Here is a 23,983-nt window from a genome sequence, read left to right as displayed (position 1 = left end):
GGAGACAAGGGGAATCATGGCGAAGATATTCTACGATGCGGATGCCGATCTCGGTCGGCTGGCGGGCCGCAAAATTGCGGTGATAGGTTATGGCAGCCAGGGCCACGCGCATGCGCTCAACCTGAAGGACAGCGGCTGTGACGTGCGGGTAGGGCTTTACGCGGGCAGTAAGAGCTGGGCGCAGGCCGAAGCCCATGATCTGGCGGTGCGTACGGTGGCTGACGCGTGCATGGAGGCAGACATGATCATGATTCTGCTGCCTGACACGACGCAGGCTCGTGTGTATCATGAGAGCATCGAACAGGCGTTGACGCCTGGCAAAACGTTGATGTTCGCGCACGGCTTCAACATTCGTTTCGGCCAGATTCAGCCGCCGACCTTTGTAGATGTCAGCATGGTGGCGCCCAAAGCGCCAGGGCACCGCGTGCGCGAGGTCTTCGAGGAAGGCGGCGGGACGCCCTGCCTGGTTGCCGTGCAGCAGGACGCCAGCGGCCACGCCCTGGCCGACGCCCTCGCCTACGCCAAGGCCATCGGCGGCACGCGCGCGGGCGTCATTGAGACCACCTTTGCGGAGGAGACCGAGACCGACCTCTTTGGCGAGCAGGCGGTGCTGTGCGGCGGCGTCAGCGCGCTGGTGAAGGCGGGTTTCGACACGCTCGTCGCCGCCGGCTATCAGCCCGAAGTCGCTTACTTCGAGTGCCTGCACGAATTGAAGCTGATTGTGGACTTGTTCTATCGCGGCGGCTTGAGCTTCATGCGCTATTCGGTCTCCGACACGGCCGAGCATGGCGACTACACCGCCGGGCCAAAGATCATCACCGATCAGACACGTGCGGCGATGAAGCAAATCCTGGCCGACATTCAGTCCGGCGCGTACGCCGAGGAATGGATCGAGGAAAATGCGCAGGGCCGCCCCTGGTTCAACGCCGTGCGCGAGCGCGAACGCGATAGCCAGTTGGAACAAGTGGGCCGCGATCTGCGCCGCATGATGCCGTGGATCAATCCACGCGAAGTCGTTCCAGGACAGGGCGGCGCGTAAAAGGAAATGCGGAATGATGAACGCCCTCTGCACTCATCATGCCGCATTCCTCATTCAGCATTGGGCATGGGGAGCTTGACATGGAACCTGCTGTAGGAACTAACCAGACCGAACGGGACGTGGTGCTCTTTTTTGATACAACGCTGCGTGATGGCGAACAGTCGCCGGGCGCGACGCTGAACACGCAGGAGAAGCTGGAGATTGCGCGGCAGTTGGCCCGCCTGGGCGTAGACATCATCGAGGCGGGGTTCCCAGCTGCGTCGCCGGGCGATTTGGACGCCGTGCGCCAGATTGCGCAAACCGTCGGCGCGGACGCCCGCGTGGACAAGTTCGGGCGCAGCGCGCCGCCGCCGGTGATTGCTGGCCTGGCGCGCGCCAACAAGCACGATATTGACGCAGCCTGGGAAGCGGTGCGCCATGCGCAGCGGCCGCGCATTCACACCTTCTTGGCCACCTCACCGATCCACATGGAGTTCAAGCTCAAGATGACGCCTGAGCAAGTCGTGGCGAAGGTGCAAGAGATGGTCTCCTACGCGCGCAGTCTGTGCCCGGACGTTGAATTCAGCCCAGAGGATGCCGGCCGTTCCGATCCCCGGTTTCTGTACCAAGTTCTGGCCGTCGCCATTGCGGCCGGCGCCACCACGATCAACATTCCGGACACCGTGGGCTATACGACGCCAGCAGAATATGGTAAACTGATCTATGACATCCGTCAACACACACCGGGGGCAAGCCAGGTGGTCATCTCCTGTCACTGTCACAACGACTTAGGGCTGGCGACGGCCAACACCCTGGCCGGGATTGAAAGCGGCGCCCGCCAGGTGGAAGTGACCATCAACGGCATCGGCGAGCGGGCCGGCAATACGTCGCTGGAAGAAATCGCGATGGCGCTGTACACGCGCCATCAGATCTACGAGGTGGATAGCAATATCGTTACGCAGGAGATTCATCGTTCATCCGACATGGTGAGCCGCTACACCGGCATGGTGGTGCAGCCGAACAAAGCCATCGTCGGCGCTAACGCCTTCGCGCACGAAGCCGGCATCCACCAGGATGGCATGCTCAAGCACAAGCGCACCTATGAAATCATGGATGCCGATACGATTGGCCTGAGCCGCAGCCGCCTGGTCTTAGGCAAACATTCCGGTCGTCATGCTTTCCGCATGAAATTGGAAGAAATGGGCTATCATCTGAACGACGAGGACTTGAGTGAGGTGTTCTTTCGCTTCAAGGATCTGTCGGACAAGAAGAAGGTCGTGACCGACAACGACATTCAGGCGCTCGTGGCCGATGAACTGTACCAGCCGCCGGAAACCTGGGTGATCGAAAATGTGCAGGTGCAGTGCGGCACTGGCCTGATTCCAACCGCGGTGGTGCGCCTGCGCAACGCCCTGGGCGGCTTTGTCCGCACCGAGGCTGGTTTTGGCACCGGCCCGGTGGATGCCATCTACAAAGGTATCAACCAAATTGTGGATGTGCCCAACAAGCTGGTCGAGTTCAGTATTCAAGCCATTGACGAAGGATTGGATGCTGTGGCTGATGTGACGCTGCGCATCGAGGCGCCGGAGCCGGTGGGCGCGGGCGAGTCTGCGCAGGGCGGCATGGGGCGCCGCATCTTCAGCGGCCGCGGCGTAGACACCGACATTGTCGTCGCCAGCGCGCGCGCCTATGTGCAGTCGTTGAACAAGCTCCTGGCCGCGCGTGAAGAGCGCTCGTCAGATGTGGCGGTCTAGATGAAGGTTGGTCGCAGCATGCACCATTCAGAATTCAGAATCCAAAGTTCAGAGTTTCCAGCGGATACCTCTGGTTCGCTGTACGATCCGCGTTTTGAACATGATGCCTGCGGTATTGGCTTTGTGGCGCAGAAATCGGGAGCGCGCAGCCACGACGTCCTGCGCCTGGCGCTTGACGCCCTGTGTAATCACGCCCATCGTGGCGCGGTGGCCGCAGATGGCAAGAGCGGCGACGGCGCTGGCGTTTTGACGCAGCTGCCTTACGAACTTGTGGCGCGGGACCTGGCGACGCAGGGACTCCAGGCGCCGGCGCGCGGCGACCTGGCCCTGGGCATGATCTTCTTGCCGCGCTTCAACCTGGCGCACCGCGAGCGGGCGCGCACCTTACTCGAAGAGACGATCGCCGAGTATGGTTTGCAGAAGCTGATGTGGCGTGATGTTCCGGTCAACGGCGACGCCCTGGGGCACTGGGCGCAAAGCCTGCGCCCGTACATCGAGCAGGTCGTCGTCGCGCGGCCGGCGCAGGTGGCAACCAGCGAGTTCGAGCGACGCCTGTACCTGGTGCGCAAGCGGGCTACGCAGCGGGTCTGGGCCGAGAGCATCAGCAACTTCTACATTCCATCCTTCTCTTCGCTGACGGTGGTTTACAAAGGCCTCTTTGTGGCGCCGCAGCTGCCCAATTTCTACACCGATTTGCAGGACCCCGCTTTCAAAACCGCGATCGCCGTTTTTCATCAGCGCTACAGCACCAACACCTTCCCCACCTGGGAACGCGCGCAGCCGTTCCGCATGGTCTGTCACAACGGCGAGATCAACACGCTGCAGGGCAATGTCACCTGGATGAAGGCGCGCGAGGCTGACCTGGCGCGCACCGAGACGTGGGGGCGTGACGCCAGGGTGCTGGCGCCAGTCATTGCCCCGCATGGCAGCGATTCGGCCATGCTCGACAATGCGCTCGACCTCCTGGTGCAGTCGGGGCGGGATATTCGCCACGCGCTGATGATGCTGGCGCCCAAGGCGTGGGAGAAGACGCGTGATGTCTCTCCCCAACAGCGTGCGTTCTACCATTATCATGCTTGTTTGCAGGAGCCGTGGGACGGCCCGGCCGCGCTCAGTTTCACGGATGGTCGCATTGTGGGCAGTACGCTCGACCGCAACGGCCTGCGCCCGGCGCGCTTTGTCATCATGGATGATGGGCTGGTGATCATGTCCTCGGAAGTCGGCGCCGTGCCTGTGGATGAAGGCCGCGTGGTGCAGAAGGGTCGCTTGCGCCCAGGCGAGATGCTCGCCGTGGATACGGACACCGGTGTGATTGAAAATGACGCCGCCATCGTTGCCCGCTTTGTAGAGCGCAAACCTTACGGCCAGTGGCTGGCCGACAACCTGGTGACGCTGGACCAGGTCGTGCAGGAAAAAGCGCGCTTTGTTCAAGATACTGGCTTCCTGGCCCAGATTGACTTGACCGCGGACGGTTCGCCTTTGCCCAACGGTGACGCCCAAGCCTTGATGGCCGCTTTCGGCTACACGCGTGAAGAACTGCTTGTGGTTCTGCGCCCCATGTGGAAGGATGGCCGCGAAGCTGTCGGCTCCATGGGCGATGACACGCCGGCCGCGGCCATGTCCGACGTGGCGCGCCCGCTCTTCCACTATTTCAAGCAGCGCTTTGCCGAGGTGACCAACCCCCCGATTGACCCGCTGCGCGAAGAGATGGTGATGTCGCTCGGCCAGCGCTTGGGCGCGCGTGCGGACTTGTTGAGCGAGACGCCGGCGGCTGCCAAACTGTTGGAAACGCCTGGCCCTATCTTGACGAACCGTGAACTGGCGGCGCTCAAGCGCCTGGAAGTGCGCGACCTGCGCCCTGCCGCGTGGCATCATCTTAAGCCCGCCACGCTGGACATGACCTGGGACGTGGCCGAAGGGCCGGAAGGGCTGCGACCGGCCGTGGAACGCCTGTGCGCGCAGGCCGAGGCCGCGGTCATGGCCGGCTGCACCTTGTTGATTCTGAGCGATCGCGCGGTAGATGCGCAGCGTGCGCCCATTCCTTCCCTGCTGGCGGTCAGCGCCGTGCACCATCACCTCATCAAGGTTGGCGAGCGCATGCACTGCAGCTTGATCGTCGAAAGCGGCGAACCGCGTGAGGTGCATCATTTCGCTGTCTTGCTTGGCTATGGCGCCAACGCCATCAACCCGTGGCTGGCCGCGGTCGCCATCGCTGATGGCTTACAGGAGGGCGGCCGCCATGCCGCCGGGCTGAGCTTTGCGGAAGCAGAGCATAACTTCGTCAGCGCCGTGGAGAAGGGCATCCTCAAGATCATGTCCAAAATGGGCATCTCCACGCTTGATTCGTACTGCGGCGCTCAGATCTTCGAGGCGATTGGCCTGAGCGATGATCTGATCAACAGCGCGTTCATGGGGACGCCGAATTTTCGCATCAACGGCGTCGGTTATAACGATCTGGCGGAAGATGTCTTGATCTGGCACCGCAGCGCCTTTCCGACCAGCGCCGCCCATGCCGTGGATATGGGCCAGGCGCCGCACGCCGGGCAAAATGGACATGGCACTGGCAATCTGGCCGCCGCGATGTCCGAAGCCGCCGTGAAGCTAGACAGCTACGGCTTCTATAAGTCGCGGCGTGGCGGCGAGTATCATGCCTTCAACCCGGAGGTGGTGCGCGCCCTGCACGAGATGGTCGGCCTGGCCAAGGGCAAAGAGCAGAAACTCGCGTCGCGCGAAACGCAGGGGACCTTAGCCATCTACCGCCGTTTCGCTGACCTGGTTGAACGACGGCCAGTGACTGAGCCGCGCGATCTGCTGCATATCGTCAGTCGCGGCCGCGAGGCGATTCCGCTGGAGGAGGTGGAGCCGGCCACAGCCATTGTGCGTCGTTTTTCCACCGCGGCCATGTCCTACGGCGCGCTGAGCGTCGAAGCGCATGAAACGCTGACCGTGGCCATGAATCGCTTGGGCGGCGCCAGCAACAGCGGTGAAGGCGGCGAAGGCGAGGATCGCTATGGCACCGACAAGGCGACCAAGATCAAACAGGTCGCTTCGGGTCGGTTCGGCGTCACCCCTGCCTACCTGATGGCAGCCGAGGAGCTGCAGATCAAAATGGCGCAAGGCTCCAAACCGGGCGAAGGCGGGCAGCTCCCAGGCCACAAGGTCAGCGCCGATATCGCGCGTGTGCGTCACACGATGCCGGGCGTGGCCTTGATCTCGCCGCCGCCGCATCACGACATCTACAGCATCGAGGACCTGGCGCAGTTGATCTTCGATCTGAAGCAGATCAATCCAAACGCGGCCGTCTCGGTCAAACTGGTGGCCGAGGCGGGCGTCGGCACGATTGCCGCAGGGGTTGTCAAGGGACACGCGGATGTCATTCACATCAGCGGCAACAACGGCGGCACCGGCGCTTCACCGCTGAGTTCGATCAAGAATGCCGGCGCATTCTGGGAGCTTGGCCTGGCGGAAACGCAGCAGACACTGCTCATCAACGGCCTGCGCGGCCGTGTGCGCGTACGCGTGGACGGCGGTTTCAAGACTGGCCTCGATGTCGTGTTGGCGGCGCTGCTGGGCGCGGACGAGTTCAGCTTTGGCACGGCCGCGCTGGTGGCCGAAGGCTGCAAGATGGCGCGACAATGCCATAACAACACCTGCCCAGTGGGCATTGCGACTCAGCGGCCGGACCTGCGCGCGAAGTTCCCTGGCACGCCTGAGATGGTGATGACCTACATGCTGGCCGTGGCCGAGGAGGTGCGCGAGATTCTCGCCAGCCTGGGCGCGCGCAGCCTGGAGGAGATCATCGGGCACACCGATCTATTGGAGCAGAAGACGACCGGCGCCGCGGCCCATCACCTCGATCTGCTCCCGCTGCTGTGGGCGCCGGACACTGGCTATGCGCGACGCAACGTGGATGTCCGCAACCCGTTGCTCGTTGGGGCGACGCTGGGGGATCGCCTGGCTGAAGAGGCCCTGGCCACGCTGGAAGGCGCTGTTGCTGCCGAAAACGCCGTCTCCCTGGCCTATGATATTCACAACACCGATCGCGCCGTGGGTGCGCGGCTGTCAGGGCAGTTGGCGCAGCGTCACGGGAACGAGGGGCTGCCGGCGCGCACCATCGTGGTCAACTTCACGGGCACGGCCGGGCAGAGTTTTGGCGCGTTTGGGATTCATGGCCTGAGTTTGCGCCTGGAAGGACAGGCCAACGACTATGTCGGCAAAGGGCTGGGCGGCGCAGAAATCGTCATCCGCCCGTCGGCCCACGCGCGCTTCGTCTGGCACCACAACGTCATCTTGGGTAATACGGCGCTCTACGGCGCAACCGCCGGCGAGTTGTATGCGGCCGGCCGCGCGGGTGAACGTTTTGCGGTGCGGAATTCTGGCGCATGGGCCGTTGTCGAGGGTGTGGGCGATCATGGCTGTGAGTACATGACCGGCGGCGTGGTGGTTGTGCTGGGCAAGACCGGCCGCAACTTCGGCGCGGGTATGACCGGCGGCGCGGCTTACGTCTACGATCGGTATCACCGCTTACCAGGGCGCAGCAATACGCAGTTGGTGACGCTGCGGCGGGTGGAGCGGCCCGAACACGAATCTGAGCTGCGCGGTCTGCTGGAACGGCACGCTGCGTGCACCCGCAGCCCACGCGCGGCGGCCATCCTGGCTGACTGGGAGAACCAACTTCCGCTCTTCTGGCGCGTGGCGCCGCAAGAGCAGGTTGCCGCCATCGAAGCTGCCAACGAGGGTGTGGTGGAAGAGGCGGAGACGGAACAAGGAATGGTGAAGGCATAACATGGGACAAACGCTGTTTGAGAAAGTTTGGGATCGTCACGTGGTGGCCCAGGACCCGGGGGCGCCAGCCGTGTTGTATGTGGACGCGCACTTGATCCACGAGGTGACGTCGCCGCAGGCATTTACCATGCTGCGTGAGCGCGGCCTCAAGGTGCGCCGGCCTGACCGCACCTTTGCCACGATGGATCATGCCATCCCCACACGACCGATGGACATCGCGTTGTGGCCGTCGGACGCGGCGCACCAGGTGCGCACCCTGCGCGAGAACTGCGCGGACTTCGGTGTAACGTTGTTTGACATTGCTGGCGACACACAGGGTATCGTGCATGTGATTGGCCCTGAGCTTGGCATTACGCAGCCCGGCATGACCATTGTCTGCGGCGACAGCCACACCTCCACACACGGCGCGTTTGGCGCATTGGCTTTCGGCATTGGGACGAGTGAAGTGGCGTATGTCCTGGCAACCCAGTGCCTGCTGCAAAGTAAACCCAAGACCTTTGCCATCAATGTCGAAGGCGCGTTGGCGCCTGGCGTGACAGCCAAAGATATCATTCTGGCGATCATTCGCCAGATTGGTGTAGGCGGCGGCACTGGGCACGTTATCGAGTATCGCGGCTCGCTGATTCGCAGCCTCTCCATGGAACAACGCATGACGATTTGCAACATGAGCATCGAAGGAGGCGCGCGCGCCGGCATGATTGCGCCTGATGAGACAACCTTTGCTTATCTTCGGGGACGCCGCCTGGCGCCGCAGGGCGATGATTTTGCGCGCGCGGTGACGCGCTGGCAGAACCTGGTCAGCGACGCCGACGCGGTTTTTGATCGTGAGATGACGCTGATCGGCTCGCAGTTGGAACCGATGGTGACGTATGGCACCAATCCAGGCATGGGTGTAGGCATCAGCGAACGTATCCCTGGCCCCGATGAGATGAGCAGCGCCGAAGATCGCGCCAACCTTGACAAGGCGTTGACCTACATGGGACTCAAGCCGCGGCAGCCAATGGCGGGCCAGCCCATTGATTACGTGTTCATTGGCAGCTGCACGAACTCGCGGTTGGAAGATCTGACCGCGGCGGCGGCCGTGGTGAAGGGACGCCGCGTGGCCGACGGCGTGCGCGCGCTGGTAGTCCCTGGTTCGAAATGGATCAAACAGGCGGCTGAAGCCCAGGGGCTGGACCGCATTTTCCAGGAAGCAGGCTTTGAATGGCGCGGCGCAGGCTGCAGCATGTGCCTGGCCATGAACGAAGACAAGGTGCCGGCCGGTAAGTACTGCGCCAGCACCAGCAATCGCAACTTCGAGGGCCGCCAGGGCAAGGGCGCGCGCACTTTCCTCATGAGCCCCATAATGGCCGCAGCCGCCGCGTTGCACGGCCGCGTGGTGGACGTGCGGAGCATGATCTGAAGGACGATATCCGTGAATAAATTTACGACTTTGACTGCGACGGCCTGCCCTCTGCGGGCCGAAAATGTGGACACCGATCAGATCATCCCGGCGCGGTATTTGACCACCGTCACCCGCACCGGGTTGGGCAAAGGACTCTTCGCCGATTGGCGCGTAGACGCCAACGGTCAGCCGCGACCCGACTTTCCCCTCAATCAGCCGCAGTACGCCGGCGCGGCCATTCTCCTGGCCGGGCGCAACTTCGGCTGCGGCAGTTCACGCGAGCATGCCCCGTGGGCCATCATGGATGCTGGCTTTGCGGTGGTCATCTCGTCGTACTTTGCCGACATTTTTTACAACAACAGCCTCAAGAATGGCTTGCTGCTGGCGGTGCTGACGCCAGCCGCGCTAAGCGAATTGTTCGACCGGGTTGAGGAAAGGCCCTCCACCTTGATCCGCATAGACCTGCCGGCTCAAACCGTGACTGTCGGCAACCATGTGTACGTATTCGAGATTGACCCGTACCGCAAGCTCTGCCTGGTAGAAGGTCTTGATGATTTGAGCTACCTTTTGCACCAGGAGACGAACATTGCGACGTACGAGCAGCAAGGATCGGCGCTGCTGGATGATGAAGAATGAATCTTGAGCAGGGCGCGCTGTGCAGCCTTCAGCACGGGCGGCGTTTGCGCGGACAAACGCCGGCATACCGCACCCAGCAGCTCGTAGGGAGACAATCATGTTTCTGTTGGCTTTGAAATGTCAAAGGGCGACTGTGATGCAGCCGCATTGGATGTATGAGTTGAGCGCCACCAACGGCCATTTTCCGGCCATGCTCGACGATGGCCTGTTGGCCCGGTTGGAAACGGAAGCCGCGCGGCAGCAGACGGCCGTCGAGACGCCATCGCACGACGTGCTCGATGATTTGGTCCGCTGCTACAACGCGTGAACGGAATGCTGAACAAGGAACGCTGAACAAAGAATGCTGAACAAAGAACACAGAAAGCTGAACGACGAACGCGCTCTGCATTCATCATTCAGCATTCCCAATTCAGCATTGGCGCTGGGGGGGTAAGGGTATTGCACGCAAAAATAGCGGTTCTGGCCGGTGATGGGATTGGCCCCGAAGTAGTCGAGCAGGCGGTGCGCGTTCTGCAGACGGCGGCCGCCCGGTTCGGACACACGTTCGAGTTCGAACCGGCGCTCATCGGAGGCTGCGCCATAGATGCCGTTGGCGCGCCGCTGCCCGAAGCGACTGAACGCCTGGCGCGGGCGTCTGACGCCGTGCTGCTCGGCGCGGTCGGCGGACCAAAGTGGGACAATCCAACGGCATCGGTGCGACCAGAGCAGGGCCTGTTGGGTATTCGCAAAGCATTGGGGTTGTTTGCGAATCTGCGACCAGTCACCGTGGCGCCCGAACTTATGAATGCCAGCACCCTGAAGCCCGATATTCTGCGGGGTGTAGACCTGCTCGTGGTGCGAGAACTAACCGGCGGCGTCTATTTTGGGGCGCGGCAAGAGGCGCAGCCCGCCGCGGAGGGAGAGGTCGAGACGGCCTTTGACACGATGATCTACACGCGGCCTGAGATCGAGCGCGTCGTGCGCCTGGCCGCGCGGGCAGCGCACGCGCGGCGCGGCAAGCTCACATCGGTGGATAAGGCCAACGTGCTGGCGAGTTCACGCCTCTGGCGTCGCGTGGCTACGGAGGTGATGGCGCGTGAGTTTCCGGATTTGATTTTCGAGCACCTGTTGGTGGATGCGGCGGCGATGCACTTGATTCGCCGGCCGGCCAGCTTCGATGTGATCGTGACCGAAAACCTGTTTGGCGATATCCTGACGGATGAAGCCTCCATGATTTCTGGCTCGATGGGCATGCTGCCTTCGGCTTCCATCGGCGCCAGCCTGAACCAGGCTGGCTTTCCCCACGGCCTCTATGAGCCCATTCATGGCTCTGCGCCCGACATTGCTGGCAAAGGTCTGGCCAATCCACTAGGCGCCATCTTGAGCGCAGCCATGCTCCTGCGCCATTCCCTGGGGCTTGAAGAAGCCGCGCAGGCCGTTGAAATGGCTGTGGCCTCCGTGCTTACCGCTGGCTATCGCACCGGCGATATTGCCGAACCAGGCCGCACCAGCGTGGGGACCGAAGCCCTCGGCGCGCACGTTGTGCGCGCGATCAGGTGAAAGGACAGACTATGACGGCGAGTATTCTCAATCATGTGGACGCCCTGCTGATTGACCTCGATGGCACGGTTTATCAGTTCGATCAACTGCTGCCCGGCGCAGGCGACACCCTGGCCTGGCTGCGCAACCGCGGCGTGCCGCTGCGTTTCGTGACGAACAGCACGATGCGCAGCCGTTCCAGCCTGGCCGCGCGGCTGCGGGGGATGGGGGTGCAGGCAGACGAGGATGACATCCTGAACCCGGTGTCGGTGGCCGCTCATTACCTGCGTGAGCATCATGCCAGCGCGTGCCTGCTTGTGCTCGACGACGCGTTGACCGAATTTGAGGGTGTGCCGCAGGACACTGACCATCCCGATTTCGTCGTCATTGGCGATTTGGGAGATGCCTGGACGTTCGACAGGCTCAACCAGGCCTTTCGCTTGCTCTTGGAGAAAAACGCAGGTTTCATTGCCCTGGGTAAAAGCCGTTACTGGCGTGCGGCTGACGGCCTCCGGCTCGACTCTGGCCCGTTCGTCACTGCCCTTGAGTTCGCGACCGGCCGCTTCGCGCTGGTCATGGGCAAACCCGAACGCGCCTTTTTTCAGCAGGCTATCAATATGCTTGGTTTGCCGCCGGAGCGGGTCGCCATGATCGGCGACGATATTGATGTGGACGTGGCCGGCGCGCAGCGCGCGGGCCTGCTTGGCGCCTTGGTCAAGACCGGCAAGTTCCGACCGGAGGACTTGGCCAAGGGTATCTGGCCCAACTATGTGTACCATTCGTTGGCTGATTTGCGTGACTGAAACGGCCGATGATGCATGCCGCGGTCAGCTCGCCGCGCCAATGGGGAGTTTCTATGCGATACGGGATGGTGGTTTCGGGTGCACAGCCAGGCAAGGCCGCCGCGGCGTGCGCCCCCTCTATCGGATGAGTGCAAAAAACGATGGAAGATTCAAGCTCACTCGTTGCAGATCCGTAATCTTGAATCTGTAATCTGAAATCTGCACTGATTCAATGATGGGGAGAACATGATGTCTACGCAAGTTTTCGTATACGACACGACCCTACGTGATGGGACGCAAGGGGAAGCGGTCAATTTCACTTCGAGTGACAAACTGCGCGTAGCGCGCAAGTTGGATGAGTTTGGCGTCCACTTCATCGAAGGCGGCTGGCCTGGCTCGAACCCCAAGGATATCGAGTTTTTCCAGCGGGCGCGCCAAGAACTGCGGCTGCACCATGCACGCCTGGCCGCGTTTGGCAGCACGTGCAAAGCCGATATCCCGGCGGCCGAGGATAGCCAAATCCAGCTCTTGCTCGATGCCGAGACGCCCGTGGTAACGATTTTCGGTAAAACGTGGGACTTGCATGTGTTGGAGGTGCTGCGCACAACGCTGCCTGAAAATCGGCGCATGATTGCCGACAGCGTCGCGCACTTGCACCGCCACGGCCGCGAGGTCGTCTACGATGCCGAGCATTTTTTCGATGGCTTCGAGGCCAATCGGGACTATGCACTGGCAACACTGCAGGCGGCCCTGGATGCTGGCGCCGCCGCCCTTGTCTTGTGCGACACCAACGGCGGCCGCATGCCGTGGGAAATCGAAGAGGCTGTCCAGATCGTCCGCGCGCGCTTCCCGCAGTTGGGTCACGGCGTCGTGTTGGGCATTCATGCACACAACGACAGCGGCGTGGGCGTCGCCAACTCGCTGGCAGCCATCCGCGCCGGCTGTACGCATGTGCAAGGCACCATCAACGGCTACGGCGAGCGCTGCGGCAACGCCAATCTGGTCAGCATCCTGCCTGACCTCGAATTGAAGATGGGTTTGACCTGCCTCCCCCCCGGTCAGCTCAGAAAGTTGACAGAAGTAAGCAACTTCGTGGCCGAACTGGCGAACCTGGTGCCTGATCAGCGCCAGCCGTTCGTTGGCATGAGCGCCTTTGCCCACAAGGGCGGCACGCATGTCAATGCTGTGGTGAAGGTGGAGCGCAGCTATCAGCACATTGACCCGACGCTGGTGGGCAACCAGAAGCGCATCCTGGTCAGCGAGTTGAGCGGCAAGGACAACATTGCCGTGAAGCGCGTGGAGTTTGGCCTTGACGGGCTAGACCGCGAGCAGGAACGCCAGGTGCTGGCGCGCATCAAGGAATTGGAGAACCAGGGCTACAGCTTCGAAGGCGCGGAAGGCTCGGTTGACTTGATGCTGCGCCGCATCCAGCCGGGGTACTTGCCGCCATTTGTACTGGAGCGCTACAAGGTCGTGGTGGAGCATCGGCACGCCGCCGGCCCATCCGAGGTCTGGGCGCTGGAGCGCTCGGCTGCGGGCGTCGTGGCATCGGGCAATGGATCTGCCACGGATCACAATCCGCGCCGCGTGGGCGACCTGGTGGCTGAAGCCACGCTCAAGGTGCGTGTGGGACATGAGGTGTTTCACACCGCCGCCGAAGGCAATGGCCCTGTCAACGCGCTCGACAAGGCGCTGCGCAAGGCGCTGCTGCCCATTTATCCGCACCTGGCAGACGTTCACCTGAGCGACTACAAGGTGCGCATCCTGGACAGCCAGTCAGCCACAGCCGCGCAGGTGCGCGTGCAGATTGACTCGGCTTTTCGCCCGCACGGCGCCGAAACCAACGTGCATACCTGGAGCACCGTGGGCGCCAACGCGAACATCATCGAGGCCAGTTGGCAGGCGCTGGCTGATTCCGTAGAGTATGCTTTGCTGGCGGGTTATGGCGCTGCGGCCGCCAACGTCCATGATCGAGCGGTGGTCGCCTAATTCGTAAGAGGAACAAAGAAGGCTGAATGGTCATTCTTGCTGGCAGAGCCTGCGACCGCCGTCTTCCCCGCAAGGATCGGGGTCGCAGGCCCTGCCAGAGCACATCAAGAAAGCTGAAAGAGGGAGGCTGACTGAGGAATGCAACATGTAAGATTCCCGATTCAGTGTCTCTGATTCAGCCTCCGTGTGGCTTACGAGCCGCTGGGTAGCAGCTCTTCGACGACTTCGATCTCACTGATGAGAAGCGGCGTCTGGTGTCCGTTGGAGAGTAAAACCCATACATGCGTTGGTTTGACCCGAACGATTGTGCCTGACATCCCAGCCAAGGGATGCCCGGCGCGCACGCGAACGGTCATTCCTGGTGTGAAGTTCTGTGACTCCATAGTCATCTCCTTGCTCACTGAGCACTCGCGCGTGGCCGTGTCCTGACCACGAGGTCAGGCGTCGCTCGGTCCTGACAGTCGGTGGGCATGTGGGATTTGCCTCGCAACGACGCTTGACCAAGCATCAACCAGCGCCGGCGGCATAACCACAGGGGAATACGTTCTTGCGCAAACGCTGGCGCACATGCTAACAAGAAATCAATATGACGCACTGCGTCATGGTCAATTATAGCGCAACGACTAGAATTGTCAAATAGGTCGCCATGCGCTGCATTTCTTCAGACAGGGCGGGGGTTCATTATTTATGACAACAAACGGACGTCAAGACTCACAGCGTGCCAGCGAGGAAACCGCTCGTGGAGCGGCTTCCAGCCGCAGTCAACGCCGCGCCATGCGTTCGGACATGATCAAGTTCGGCTTTGAACGTGCGCCGCATCGCGCACTGCTCAAGGCGACGGGCGTCACCGACGCCGACATGAGCAAGCCGTTCATTGCGATTGCCAATTCATACGTGGACATTGTGCCGGGGCATGTCCATCTGCAGGCATTTGGAGAAGTGGTGCGTCGCGCCATTCGCGAGGCCGGCGGCGTGCCGTTCATGTTCAATACCATTGGCGTGGACGATGGCATTGCCATGGGACACGCAGGCATGAAGTATAGCTTGCCTAGCCGTGAGATCATCGCAGACAGCGTGGAGACCATGGTGGCCGCGCACTGGTTCGATGGGCTGATTTGCATCCCCAACTGCGACAAGATCACGCCTGGCATGATGATGGCCGCGATGCGCCTCAATATCCCGACCATCTTCGTCAGCGGCGGCCCCATGCGCGCGGGCGTTACCAGCGCCGGCAAGGTGGTGGACCTCATCAGTGTCTTCGAGGGCGTCGGCGCGTATCAGGCTGGCAGGATCAACGCGGCGGAGCTGAAGGAGCTGGAGGATGTTGGCTGCCCGACCTGCGGCTCGTGCGCTGGTATGTTCACCGCCAACTCGATGAACTGCCTGTGCGAAGCGCTGGGTCTGGCTTTGCCGGGCAACGGCACGATCCTGGCTGTGGATCCGCGGCGCGAGGAGTTGGCTCGCCAGGCCGCCCGCCAGCTGCTGCAGTTGATTGACCTGGACCTCAAGCCGCGTGATATTGTCACTGCGGAGGCGATTGACAACGCCATGGCCCTGGATGTGGCCATGGGCGGCTCGACCAACACCGTGCTGCACGTGCTCGCCCTGGCGCACGAGGCTGACGTGGATTACCCCATTTCTCGCTTCAACGAGGTGTCGGCGCGGGTGCCTACGCTGTGCAAAGTCAGCCCAAGCAGTCATTATCACATCGAGGATGTGGAACGCGCCGGCGGCGTCAGCGCCATTTTGTATGAATTGAGCCAGAAGCCGGGCGCCCTGCACCTGGACGCCAAGACCGTCACCGGCCGCACCCTGGGTGAGAACATTGCGGACCATGCCAGTCAGGATCGTGACTGTATCCGCACCCTGCAGAATCCCTACAGCGAGACCGGCGGCCTGGCGATTCTCTTCGGCAACCTGGCCCCGGAAGGTTCGGTAATCAAGACCGCCGGCGTCGCACCGGAGCAGATGCGGCACCGCGGGCCGGCCATTTGCTTCGATTCGCAGGAAGATGCGGTCAGTGGCATCTTGGGCGGCAAGGTCAAGCCAGGGCATGTGGTGGTCATCCGTTATGAAGGCCCAAAGGGCGGACCGGGTATGCAGGAGATGCTGGCGCCGACCAGCCAAATCGCCGGCATGGGCCTGGGCAGCAGCGTGGCGCTCATCACCGATGGCCGTTTTAGCGGCGGCACCCGCGGCGCGTGCGTGGGTCACATCAGCCCGGAGGCGGCCGCCGGCGGCCCCATCGGCCTGCTGCGCGATGGCGATATGGTGACGGTGGACATTCTCGGCCGTCGCGTGGATGTTGAGTTGACAGAAGAAGAATTTGCCGCGCGCCGCGCGGCCTGGCAGCCGGTGACGCGGCCCAATCTGCCCAACTACCTGCGGCGCTATGCCCGCATGGTGACATCGGGCAGCCAGGGTGCAGTCTACGCGTGGTAAGCGGTCGGACAGACTTCCGAAGTCTCCGAGACTTCGGAAGTCTTGAACCTTCGGAAGTCTAGATCTGTGAATCTGATGGCGCACTCTACGCTGCGATCGAGGCTGGGCTGCTGGCTGGCGCTCATGGGCATGGCGCTCTGGCTGACCGCATGCCGGCCGCTCACCATCCCCATGCCCACGGCTGCCGTTCCCGGGACCGCGCCTGCCCTGGCCCCTGGGCCGGTTGCCGGCGCGGCCGGGCTGGACGATCCCCTCTACCCGACGCTAGGCAATGGCGGCTATGACGTGTTGCACTATGACATTGATCTGACGGTGGATGTGGCCGGCAATACGCTCAATGGCGCAACGACGATCAGTGCGCGCGCCACCCAGGCGCTCAGCGCGTTCAACCTGGACTTCAGCGGATTGACGATCGGTCAGGTGACGGTGAACGGCGCGCCTGCGCGCTATCGGCGCCAGGCCAGCGAACTGACCATTACCCCTGTGCAGCCCGTGCAAGCCGATTCTCTACTGACTGTGACCGTCGCCTACCAGGGGCAGCCGCAGCCCATGCGCGACCCCGGCGTGCCCTTTTTGCCCCTGGGCTGGCAGCGCTTTGGCGATGACATCGCCGTGGTCAGCGAGCCTTCGGGCGCGATGACCTGGTTCCCCAGCAACAACCATCCGCTGGACAAGGCCACCTTCACGATGCGGCTGACCGTGCCCAAGCCTTACCAGGCAGCGGCCAACGGCGTCTTGAGCGACACGCAAGACAACGGCAGCTCAACGACTTACGTCTGGCAGATGACCGACCCGATGGCAACCTACCTGGCGACGGTGCACATCGGCCGCTACGAGGTGATCACGGCAGCCGGCCCTGACGGCGTGGTGCGCCGCGACTACTTTCCCCTGGGGACGCCTGCCTCGGTTAAGGCGAGTTTTGCGCCCATCCCCCAGATGATGCAGTTCATGCGCCAGCGCATCGGCCCTTATCCCTTTGCCGCCTATGGTGTGGCCTTGCTGCCTGTCCCAACCGGCTGGGCGCTGGAAACCCAGACCCTTTCCACTTTTGGCGCAGGCGCTGGAGGTGCAGCATGGGACGAAGGCGAGGTCATGCATGAATTGGCGCATGAGTGGTTTGGCAACAGCGTCAGCCCGGCGACATGGCAAGATGTCTGGCTGAATGAAGGCTTTGCCACCTATTTCCAGTGGCTGTGGCAGGAGCAGAATGAAGGATCGGCGGCTTTCAACGCGACTGTGCAGGAAGTCTATGCGTCCATGCTGGCGCAAGATGTCGGATCGCCGCTGCCGCAGCAGCCGCCGGACCTATTCACCGACGCCACTTACCAGCGCGGGGCATGGACCCTGCACGCCCTGCGCCTGACGGTAGGCGATGTGGTCTTCTTCAAAATCCTGCGCGCCTACTACCAACGCTTCGCTGGCAGTCATGCCAGCACGGCCGATTTCATCGCCACGGCCGTCGAGGTCAGCGGCCAACCGGCCGTCGAGACGCTGCTGCGTGACTGGCTGACGAATCCCAAGCTGCCCGCGCCGCCGGCGCCCTCGGCGCAGACCCCAGTGATTGCTCTGTGAGTAGGTCACATCTCCGGTCTGACCGTCGTGCGTGACCCAATCCATGTCACGTCGGAGGCGATGACCGATGACAGTAGGTCACATCTCCGGTGTGACCGTCGTGCGTGACCCAATCCATGTTGCGTCCCGGGCAATGACCGATGACAGTAGGTCACATCTCCGGTGTGACCGTCGTGCGTCACCCAGTCCACGTCACGCCGGAGGCGATGACCTACGCGCAGCCGGGAGTTGTGTCGTGGACGACGAGTAGGTCACATCTCCGGTGTGACCGTCGTGCGTCATCCAGTCCATGTCACGCCTACGCGCAGGACGAGTAGGTCACATCTCTGGTGTGACCGTCGTGCGTCACCCAGTCCATGTCACGCCGGAGGCGATGACCTACGCGCAGCCATGAGTTGTGGATGACGAGTAGGTCACATCTCTGGTGTGACCGTCGTGCGTGACCCAATCCATGTCACGTCGGAGGCAATGACCGATGACAGTAGGTCACATCTCTGGTGTGACCGTCGTGCGTGACCCAATCCATGTCACGCCGGAGGCGATGACCTACGCGCAGGACGAGTAGGTCACAGCTCCGGTGTGACCGTCGTGCGTGACCCAATCCATGTCACGCCGGAGGCGATGACCTACCGCGGGACGGCCGTGCGCCGCCCAATCCCCGTTGCGCCGGCTATGGACAGGCGGTCGCCCAGGCCTGAGCGGCCACGGTCACGTCCAAAATGTCAACCACGCCGTTCTTGTTGACATCGGCCAGCAGCAGGTAGCCCGCGTCGCCGGCCGATGTGTTCCAGCGCGCAGCGACGGACTGAATGTCTTCGACGGTGATCGTATGATCGCGATTCAGATCCCAAGGGCAGGCCATGAGGCCGATGTCGCGTTGACTGGGAATGCCGGCGGCTATGGTGATTGGAACATCCCAGGCCGTGGTGGCGACGGCGCCCCGCGGCGGCGCCTGCGGATCAGATAAATCGGCGCGGGCCAGGTAAACGCCAGGCTGCAGCGGCCATGTGTAGCCGCTGAGCGCACTGGCGACGGTGCGCACCGGCGTCCAGGTTTGACCTTCACAGGCGCGGTCAATCCGGCGCGAGATCAGGACGTCAATGTTGGCCAGCCCAAAATCGGGCGGAGCAAAAACGGCGTCGCTGTTTTCATCACTGAACACGGCGCCGCTGAGGGGCTGCAGGACATTGCAGCGGGTGGAGAGGCAGTCGCTGTCATCCTGATCGGTGCGCCCATCGAAGTCGTTGTCCAGTCCGTCGTAGCATGCGCTTGGCCCACTTTCGGCCGAGCAGCTCCCGCAGATCGTGCCTGGCGACAAGGCGTCATACATCTCACGATAGGCCTGATAGTACACCTGGGCGAGCGCGGCGTCGTGAATGATCAGCGTGTTCTCGTCGTTGGATTCAGCGCCGCTGGCTGTCCAGTTGTACGAACCGGTGATGACCCGTGGATCTGGCCCATTGACGTCAATCACGGCGAACTTATGATGCACCTTGCCGCCAAAGTTCTCGATCTTGATCGGAATGCTGGCCGAACACAGGCGTGATCTGAGGGAATAGGGACTGGCTGCGCCCACCGCATCGAGCACGCCGCTGACGGACAACCCTTCCGTCACCGCCTTGCTGACCAAGACATCGCCAATCGGGTTGCTCGTGATGAAGAACATCGCAAAGTGGATGGATTCGGTCGCGGCCTGCAGTTCAGCCAGAATGGCATCCTCAACCTGGTCGCTCGGTGAAAAGTAGGAGCGCACTGTGGTTCCGCCCAGGTTGAACAGATGCGTGGTATTGTCACGCTTACACACCCCGTTATCGCCGGTAAGCGGATCGAACATCTCTTGGAACTCTGTCTCATAAGCCTGCGCGATATGCGGCGACCGAATCACCAGCGAGTTGTTGGCATTGTAGGTCGTGTCGTTATTGGTCCAATTCATGCTGCCGGTCCAGACCATGCTGCTGTCAATCACGGCGAACTTGTTGTGTTCGATCGAATTGGCGCCGCGCATGTCATACAGCACGGGAATGCCGGCGCTTTCCAGGGCCTGGTAGTGGGGCTGATAGTTGGAGTCGAAGTACGCCTCATCGTCGCCCATCACCCGCACCTGCACCCCGCGCTGATGCGCGCGGATGAGGGCATCGCGCAGCTCGACGCGGTCGAAGCCGTAGATAGACACGTCCACCGACGTCTGCGCGCTGTCGAGCAGCGTCACCAAGGCGTTGTCCATGGGCAGCGCGCAGCTGATCGGCACGGTGGCGGTGATGATCTGGTTGGCATACGCGGTTACGTTCAAGGCTTCGAGCTGTAGGCCGTCGTCAATCGCACGGTTACAGTCGTTATCAATGAAGTCGAGCAGCTCGCTGGCGCCAGGATGAATGGCCGCATTCTGATCGTTACAATCGCTGGACTGACCGGCCTGAATCGGATTGGGCGAATAGAGATAGGTGTCGGCGTCGTTGTCGGCCAGGCTGTTCTGCGCACTGCCGTCCACCGGCCCGTTTTGCCACGCCGCCGGATTGACGCCTGGCAGGTTTGGATTGGCGCGCACCATCGTTTGTTTGGTGGTGTTATTGCCTGCGTACCACGCGTCCACCCGGTCAATCAGCGTCGCCCCATCGCTCAGGCGCAGGTCTTCGCCTGTGTTGCCCAGTGCGCCGGTGTAGATCTGATCGGCAGTGGCGGCCGGCGCGCTGTTGTCAGACGTGCGCTCCAAGAGATAATGCCCGAAGGGCGGGATGAAACCCTTGAGGAGAATGTTGGGCGTGCCATCTTGCGCCCGCAACGTCCAACCGCGCAGATCAATCGTCTGCGCCGTGGTGTTTAGCAGCTCGATCCATTCATCGTTGGCTGTCTCTGGATCCATATCAGGAAATGCTTGCTCTAGTGCGGCCGAAGCCGTGGTGCCCATCCATGCAATCTCGCTCATGACCACGCTCAACGGCGGCAGCGGGGTGTGGATGCGCACGCCCAGGTTGGCGGTGCGTGTTTGGCTGATCGCCAGGCTGACCGCCAGCGGGTTGGGCGTTGTGGCGAGGCTGTTCGCGGGCAAATGTGGATCGGCTGGATCGAAGATCACCAGGTAATCATCCGGCGCCGCCAACGATTCGAAGACATAGTCGCCGATGATATCGGTGGTGATGCTGCCCACCAGCGTGTCAATGGTACTGGAATACGTACCGCTGTGATCTACGTCGCGGTAGAGGTTGACCGCCACCTCGCGTTGGCCCCGATCACAGCTGGGGCTGCCCGTGCTGGCGTCGGCGTCTTCATCGTAGAATAGACGCCCCCGGATGGCGGGCGGAATAGGGGCGTCAGGCGTGCGCCAATAGCCTTCTTCATCGCCGTAATAGCCAGCGCCTTGCGGCTGCTGAACAGCAGGTGGGGTGGCAACGGGGAGCGGCGAGTCCGCCGCAGCGGTAACAAAGAAAAAGCTGAGCCAAACGCTCACCACGAAGTGCATCATTTTTCCTGTCCTCCCTGGAAGGTCAATGCAGGGGGACGACAACTGCACCGTTGCCATATGTCAATTTTACACGATTTCAACTATTTGTACAACTATTTTGAAATTAGTGGTCATAACAATTGTGACAAACCTAATAGGAGTTGAAAGATGCCACTTTCTGAGCAGCCTCTTCCCGAGGAGGCTCTTGTCTCCGCCGATGAACCACCCAATGTGCTCGATGCGGTTGCGCAGAATACCCAGGGGCCAGGCGAGCCAGCGAACACCTTGTGGCGCCACCCCGATTTCTTGAAATTGTGGGCTGGACAGACTGTCTCGGAGCTCTGTTCACGCATCACGCGTGATGGGCTGCCGCTGGCCGCGGTGCTCGTGCTGGGCGCGACGCCAGCCCAGATGGGCGTCCTGGCGGCGTCGGGAGCCGTTCCCGTGCTGCTGATGGGACTTGTCGCCGGCGCCTGGGTGGACCGTCTGCGCCGCAGGCCGTTGATGATCGCGGCCGACCTGGCGCGCGCGCTCATTCTGCTGCTGATTCCTCTGGGAGCCATCTTTGGCTTCCTGAGCATCGGGCTGCTCTACGCCGCGGTGATTCTGACCAGCATTTTCACCGTGTTCTTCGAGAGCGCCTACCAGGCGTATCTACCATCGCTGGTGACGCGTGCGCACCTCGTCGAAGGCAACAGCAAGCTGGCCTTGAGCGGCTCTCTGGCTGAAGTCCTGGGGCCTGGTCTGGCCGGCTTTCTGGTGCAGGCATTGACCGCGCCCATTGCCATCCTGGTAGACAGCCTCTCATTCGTGGTCTCGGCCGTTTCGCTGACCATCATCCGCCACACAGAAGCGCCGCCCGCGATCCAGCACGAACGCCAGCCGATCGGCCACGAGATGGTCGAAGGCGTGCGCACGATTTGGCATGATCCAATCCTGCGCTCGCTGGCGCTGAGCGGCGGCACACGCAGCTTTTTTGGCAACTTCATTGGCGTTCTTTATGCCATCTACGCCATTCGCGTGTTGGGTTTTGGCGCGGCTGCCCTGGGGTTGACCATCGCCATGGGGGGCGTTGGCGATCTGTTCGGCGCGCTGCTGGCGCCGATGGCCGTCCGCCGCTTTGGCTTGCGACGCACGCTCATCAGCACGACCTTGCTCAGCGGGCTAATCTCTCTGCTCGTTCCGTTGGCCCAAGGCCCGCTCGTCCTGGCTATCGCCATGCTCATGGCATCACAGGTGCTCAGCGATGGCCTCCGCTCTGTCTTCGCCATCAACGAAATCAGCCTGCGCCAGACCATCACCCCTGACCGCCTTCTGGGCCGCGTCACCGCCGGCATGCAGTTGATGGCGGGCGGCGTCGGCCCGCTGGGCGCACTGGTCGGCGGCGCGCTGGGCGGCGCCATCGGGCTGCGGCCCACGTTGGTCGTGGCTGCGCTGGGCGGCGGCCTCTTGGGGGCGTGGTGGCTGCTGCGCCTGCCAGCGACTGTGAGCCACGCGTACGTGACCAACGCCAATCCATGAGCCTGCGCAGACCGCTGCGAATGGGCGTCAGCGCAAAAATAGCCCAACGCCCGCAGCCGTGTTACAATCTTAGCCGGTGCGAACCGGGCGACTGCACTGTGACGAGTGACCGGACGGCAGTGGCAGGCGCCCTGAGAACTTGGTTGCGCAAGTTGTAGATACAGAGGTGCACGATGCGGCGGCTTGATACGGAGGCCTACGATGTGGCCGCTTGATACGGAGGCCTACAATGTGGCAGCTTGATACAGTGGATGTTCAGTTTCAGGGCATTCCCCATGCGATTGCCAGCTATGTCCTTCGGCATGGAAACGCGGTTGTCATGATTGAAACCGGCCCTGGCTCGACGGTGGCTGGCCTGGCGGCCGGACTAGACGGCCTGGGTCTGCGCCCGTCGGATGTGACCCACGTCCTGGTGACGCACGTCCATCTCGATCATGCCGGCGCGGCTGGCTGGATGGCGCAGCACGGCGCGCCCATCTATGTGCATCACGTGGGGGCGCCGCATATGGTTGACCCGTCGCGGCTTTGGGCCAGCGCCAGCCGCATCTACGGCGCGCAGATGACGCCGCTGTGGGGACAGGTGTGGCCCATTCCCGCCGCCCAAGTCCATGCGCTGCATGAGGGGGATGTGATTGATCTAGGCGGCGGCGTGCAGATTGTGGCGCTCGATACGCCCGGTCACGCCTGGCACCACATGGCCTACCAGGTCGAAGATATTTGTTTTACCGGCGATGTGGCCGCGGCGCGCATGCCTGGGTATCGCCATGTGCGCCTGCCAACGCCTCCGCCGGAGATTGACGTGCCTGTCTGGCATCAGAGCGTGGAGCGTCTGCGCCGCCTCTCGCTGCGCCGCCTCTACCTCACGCACTTCGGGCCGATTGATGATGTCCTCGATCATCTTGCCGGCGTGGATGCCAACCTGGACGCGGCTGCGGCCTATGTGTTGGCAAGCCAGCAGGCCGGTCAAGATCGGGACACGATCATCGCGAATTTCAGCGCCTGGCTGGCGGCGCAGGTCGCCATCGGCGACAGCCCATCCCCGGAGGGCGAAAGTCTATACGAACTGGTCATCCCCTCGTTCATGTCCGTGGATGGCCTGCTTCGCTTCTGGCGCAAAGCCAATGCGGAACGCTGAACACAGAA

At 62.2% G+C, this 23,983-nt stretch carries 15 protein-coding genes; 13 read left to right on the top strand and 2 right to left on the bottom strand.

Annotation, left to right across the window (positions count from 1 at the left end; genetic code table 11):
- Positions 1-16 precede the first annotated feature (16 nt).
- The 9 genes from ilvC (at position 17) to cimA (ending at position 13,866) form a co-directional block, all read left to right on the top strand.
- Entirely contained in the window at positions 17-1,039 is a 1,023-nt protein-coding gene (gene ilvC, locus ACPQ6D_RS06170) for a ketol-acid reductoisomerase (RefSeq protein WP_423223424.1), read from the top strand.
- 80 nt (positions 1,040-1,119) lie between these two features.
- Positions 1,120-2,772, top strand: coding sequence for a 2-isopropylmalate synthase (locus ACPQ6D_RS06165; protein ID WP_423223423.1), 1,653 nt, complete (start codon positions 1,120-1,122; stop codon positions 2,770-2,772).
- A gap of 18 nt (positions 2,773-2,790) precedes the next feature.
- Positions 2,791-7,557 carry a glutamate synthase-related protein gene (locus tag ACPQ6D_RS06160; RefSeq protein ID WP_423223422.1) on the top strand — a complete coding sequence of 1,589 codons (4,767 nt, stop codon included), beginning with the start codon at positions 2,791-2,793 and terminating at the stop codon, positions 7,555-7,557.
- A 1-nt stretch (position 7,558) separates the two neighbouring features.
- On the top strand, positions 7,559-8,959 hold the full coding sequence (gene leuC, locus ACPQ6D_RS06155) for a 3-isopropylmalate dehydratase large subunit (RefSeq protein ID WP_423223421.1): 1,401 nt from the start codon (positions 7,559-7,561) through the stop codon (positions 8,957-8,959).
- 12 nt (positions 8,960-8,971) lie between these two features.
- A complete protein-coding gene (gene leuD, locus ACPQ6D_RS06150) occupies positions 8,972-9,577 on the top strand; it encodes a 3-isopropylmalate dehydratase small subunit (RefSeq protein WP_423223420.1) in 606 nt (201 codons plus the stop codon).
- Between the two features lie 136 nt (positions 9,578-9,713).
- Positions 9,714-9,884 (top strand): hypothetical protein, encoded by a 171-nt coding sequence (locus ACPQ6D_RS06145; protein ID WP_423223419.1) that lies wholly within the window; start codon positions 9,714-9,716, stop codon positions 9,882-9,884.
- 131 nt (positions 9,885-10,015) lie between these two features.
- Positions 10,016-11,116, top strand: coding sequence for a 3-isopropylmalate dehydrogenase (leuB, locus tag ACPQ6D_RS06140; protein ID WP_423223418.1), 1,101 nt, complete (start codon positions 10,016-10,018; stop codon positions 11,114-11,116).
- Between the two features lie 11 nt (positions 11,117-11,127).
- Positions 11,128-11,898 (top strand): TIGR01458 family HAD-type hydrolase, encoded by a 771-nt coding sequence (locus ACPQ6D_RS06135; RefSeq protein ID WP_423223417.1) that lies wholly within the window; start codon positions 11,128-11,130, stop codon positions 11,896-11,898.
- 225 nt (positions 11,899-12,123) lie between these two features.
- Positions 12,124-13,866 (top strand): citramalate synthase, encoded by a 1,743-nt coding sequence (cimA, locus tag ACPQ6D_RS06130; protein WP_423223416.1) that lies wholly within the window; start codon positions 12,124-12,126, stop codon positions 13,864-13,866.
- Positions 13,867-14,057: 191 nt separating this feature from the next.
- Here the strand turns inward: cimA and ACPQ6D_RS06125 are convergent, their stop codons facing one another.
- Positions 14,058-14,249, bottom strand: a complete 192-nt coding sequence (locus ACPQ6D_RS06125; RefSeq protein WP_423223415.1) for a transcription termination/antitermination protein NusG — start codon at positions 14,247-14,249, stop codon at positions 14,058-14,060.
- 391 nt (positions 14,250-14,640) lie between these two features.
- Here ACPQ6D_RS06125 and ilvD point away from each other — a divergent pair, with 391 nt between their 5' ends.
- Together ilvD and ACPQ6D_RS06115 are read left to right on the top strand one after the other, a co-directional pair.
- Positions 14,641-16,308, top strand: coding sequence for a dihydroxy-acid dehydratase (gene ilvD, locus ACPQ6D_RS06120; RefSeq protein WP_423223504.1), 1,668 nt, complete (start codon positions 14,641-14,643; stop codon positions 16,306-16,308).
- Between the two features lie 75 nt (positions 16,309-16,383).
- Positions 16,384-17,880 carry a M1 family metallopeptidase gene (locus ACPQ6D_RS06115; RefSeq protein WP_423223414.1) on the top strand — a complete coding sequence of 499 codons (1,497 nt, stop codon included), beginning with the start codon at positions 16,384-16,386 and terminating at the stop codon, positions 17,878-17,880.
- A 670-nt stretch (positions 17,881-18,550) separates the two neighbouring features.
- Here the strand turns inward: ACPQ6D_RS06115 and ACPQ6D_RS06110 are convergent.
- Positions 18,551-21,340: a phospholipase D-like domain-containing protein gene (locus ACPQ6D_RS06110; protein ID WP_423223413.1), complete on the bottom strand. Its 2,790-nt coding sequence runs from the start codon at positions 21,338-21,340 to the stop codon at positions 18,551-18,553.
- A 147-nt stretch (positions 21,341-21,487) separates the two neighbouring features.
- Here ACPQ6D_RS06110 and ACPQ6D_RS06105 point away from each other — a divergent pair, with 147 nt between their 5' ends.
- A complete protein-coding gene (locus ACPQ6D_RS06105) occupies positions 21,488-22,840 on the top strand; it encodes an MFS transporter (protein ID WP_423223412.1) in 1,353 nt (450 codons plus the stop codon).
- A gap of 229 nt (positions 22,841-23,069) precedes the next feature.
- Complete coding sequence (locus ACPQ6D_RS06100; RefSeq protein WP_423223411.1) at positions 23,070-23,975, top strand: MBL fold metallo-hydrolase; 906 nt, start codon at positions 23,070-23,072, stop codon at positions 23,973-23,975.
- Positions 23,976-23,983 lie beyond the last annotated feature (8 nt).

Source organism: Candidatus Amarolinea aalborgensis, from assembly GCF_900491745.1.
GTDB lineage: Bacteria > Chloroflexota > Anaerolineae > SSC4 > Amarolineaceae > Amarolinea > Amarolinea aalborgensis.
This window is presented reverse-complemented; position numbering and strand designations above follow the sequence as displayed.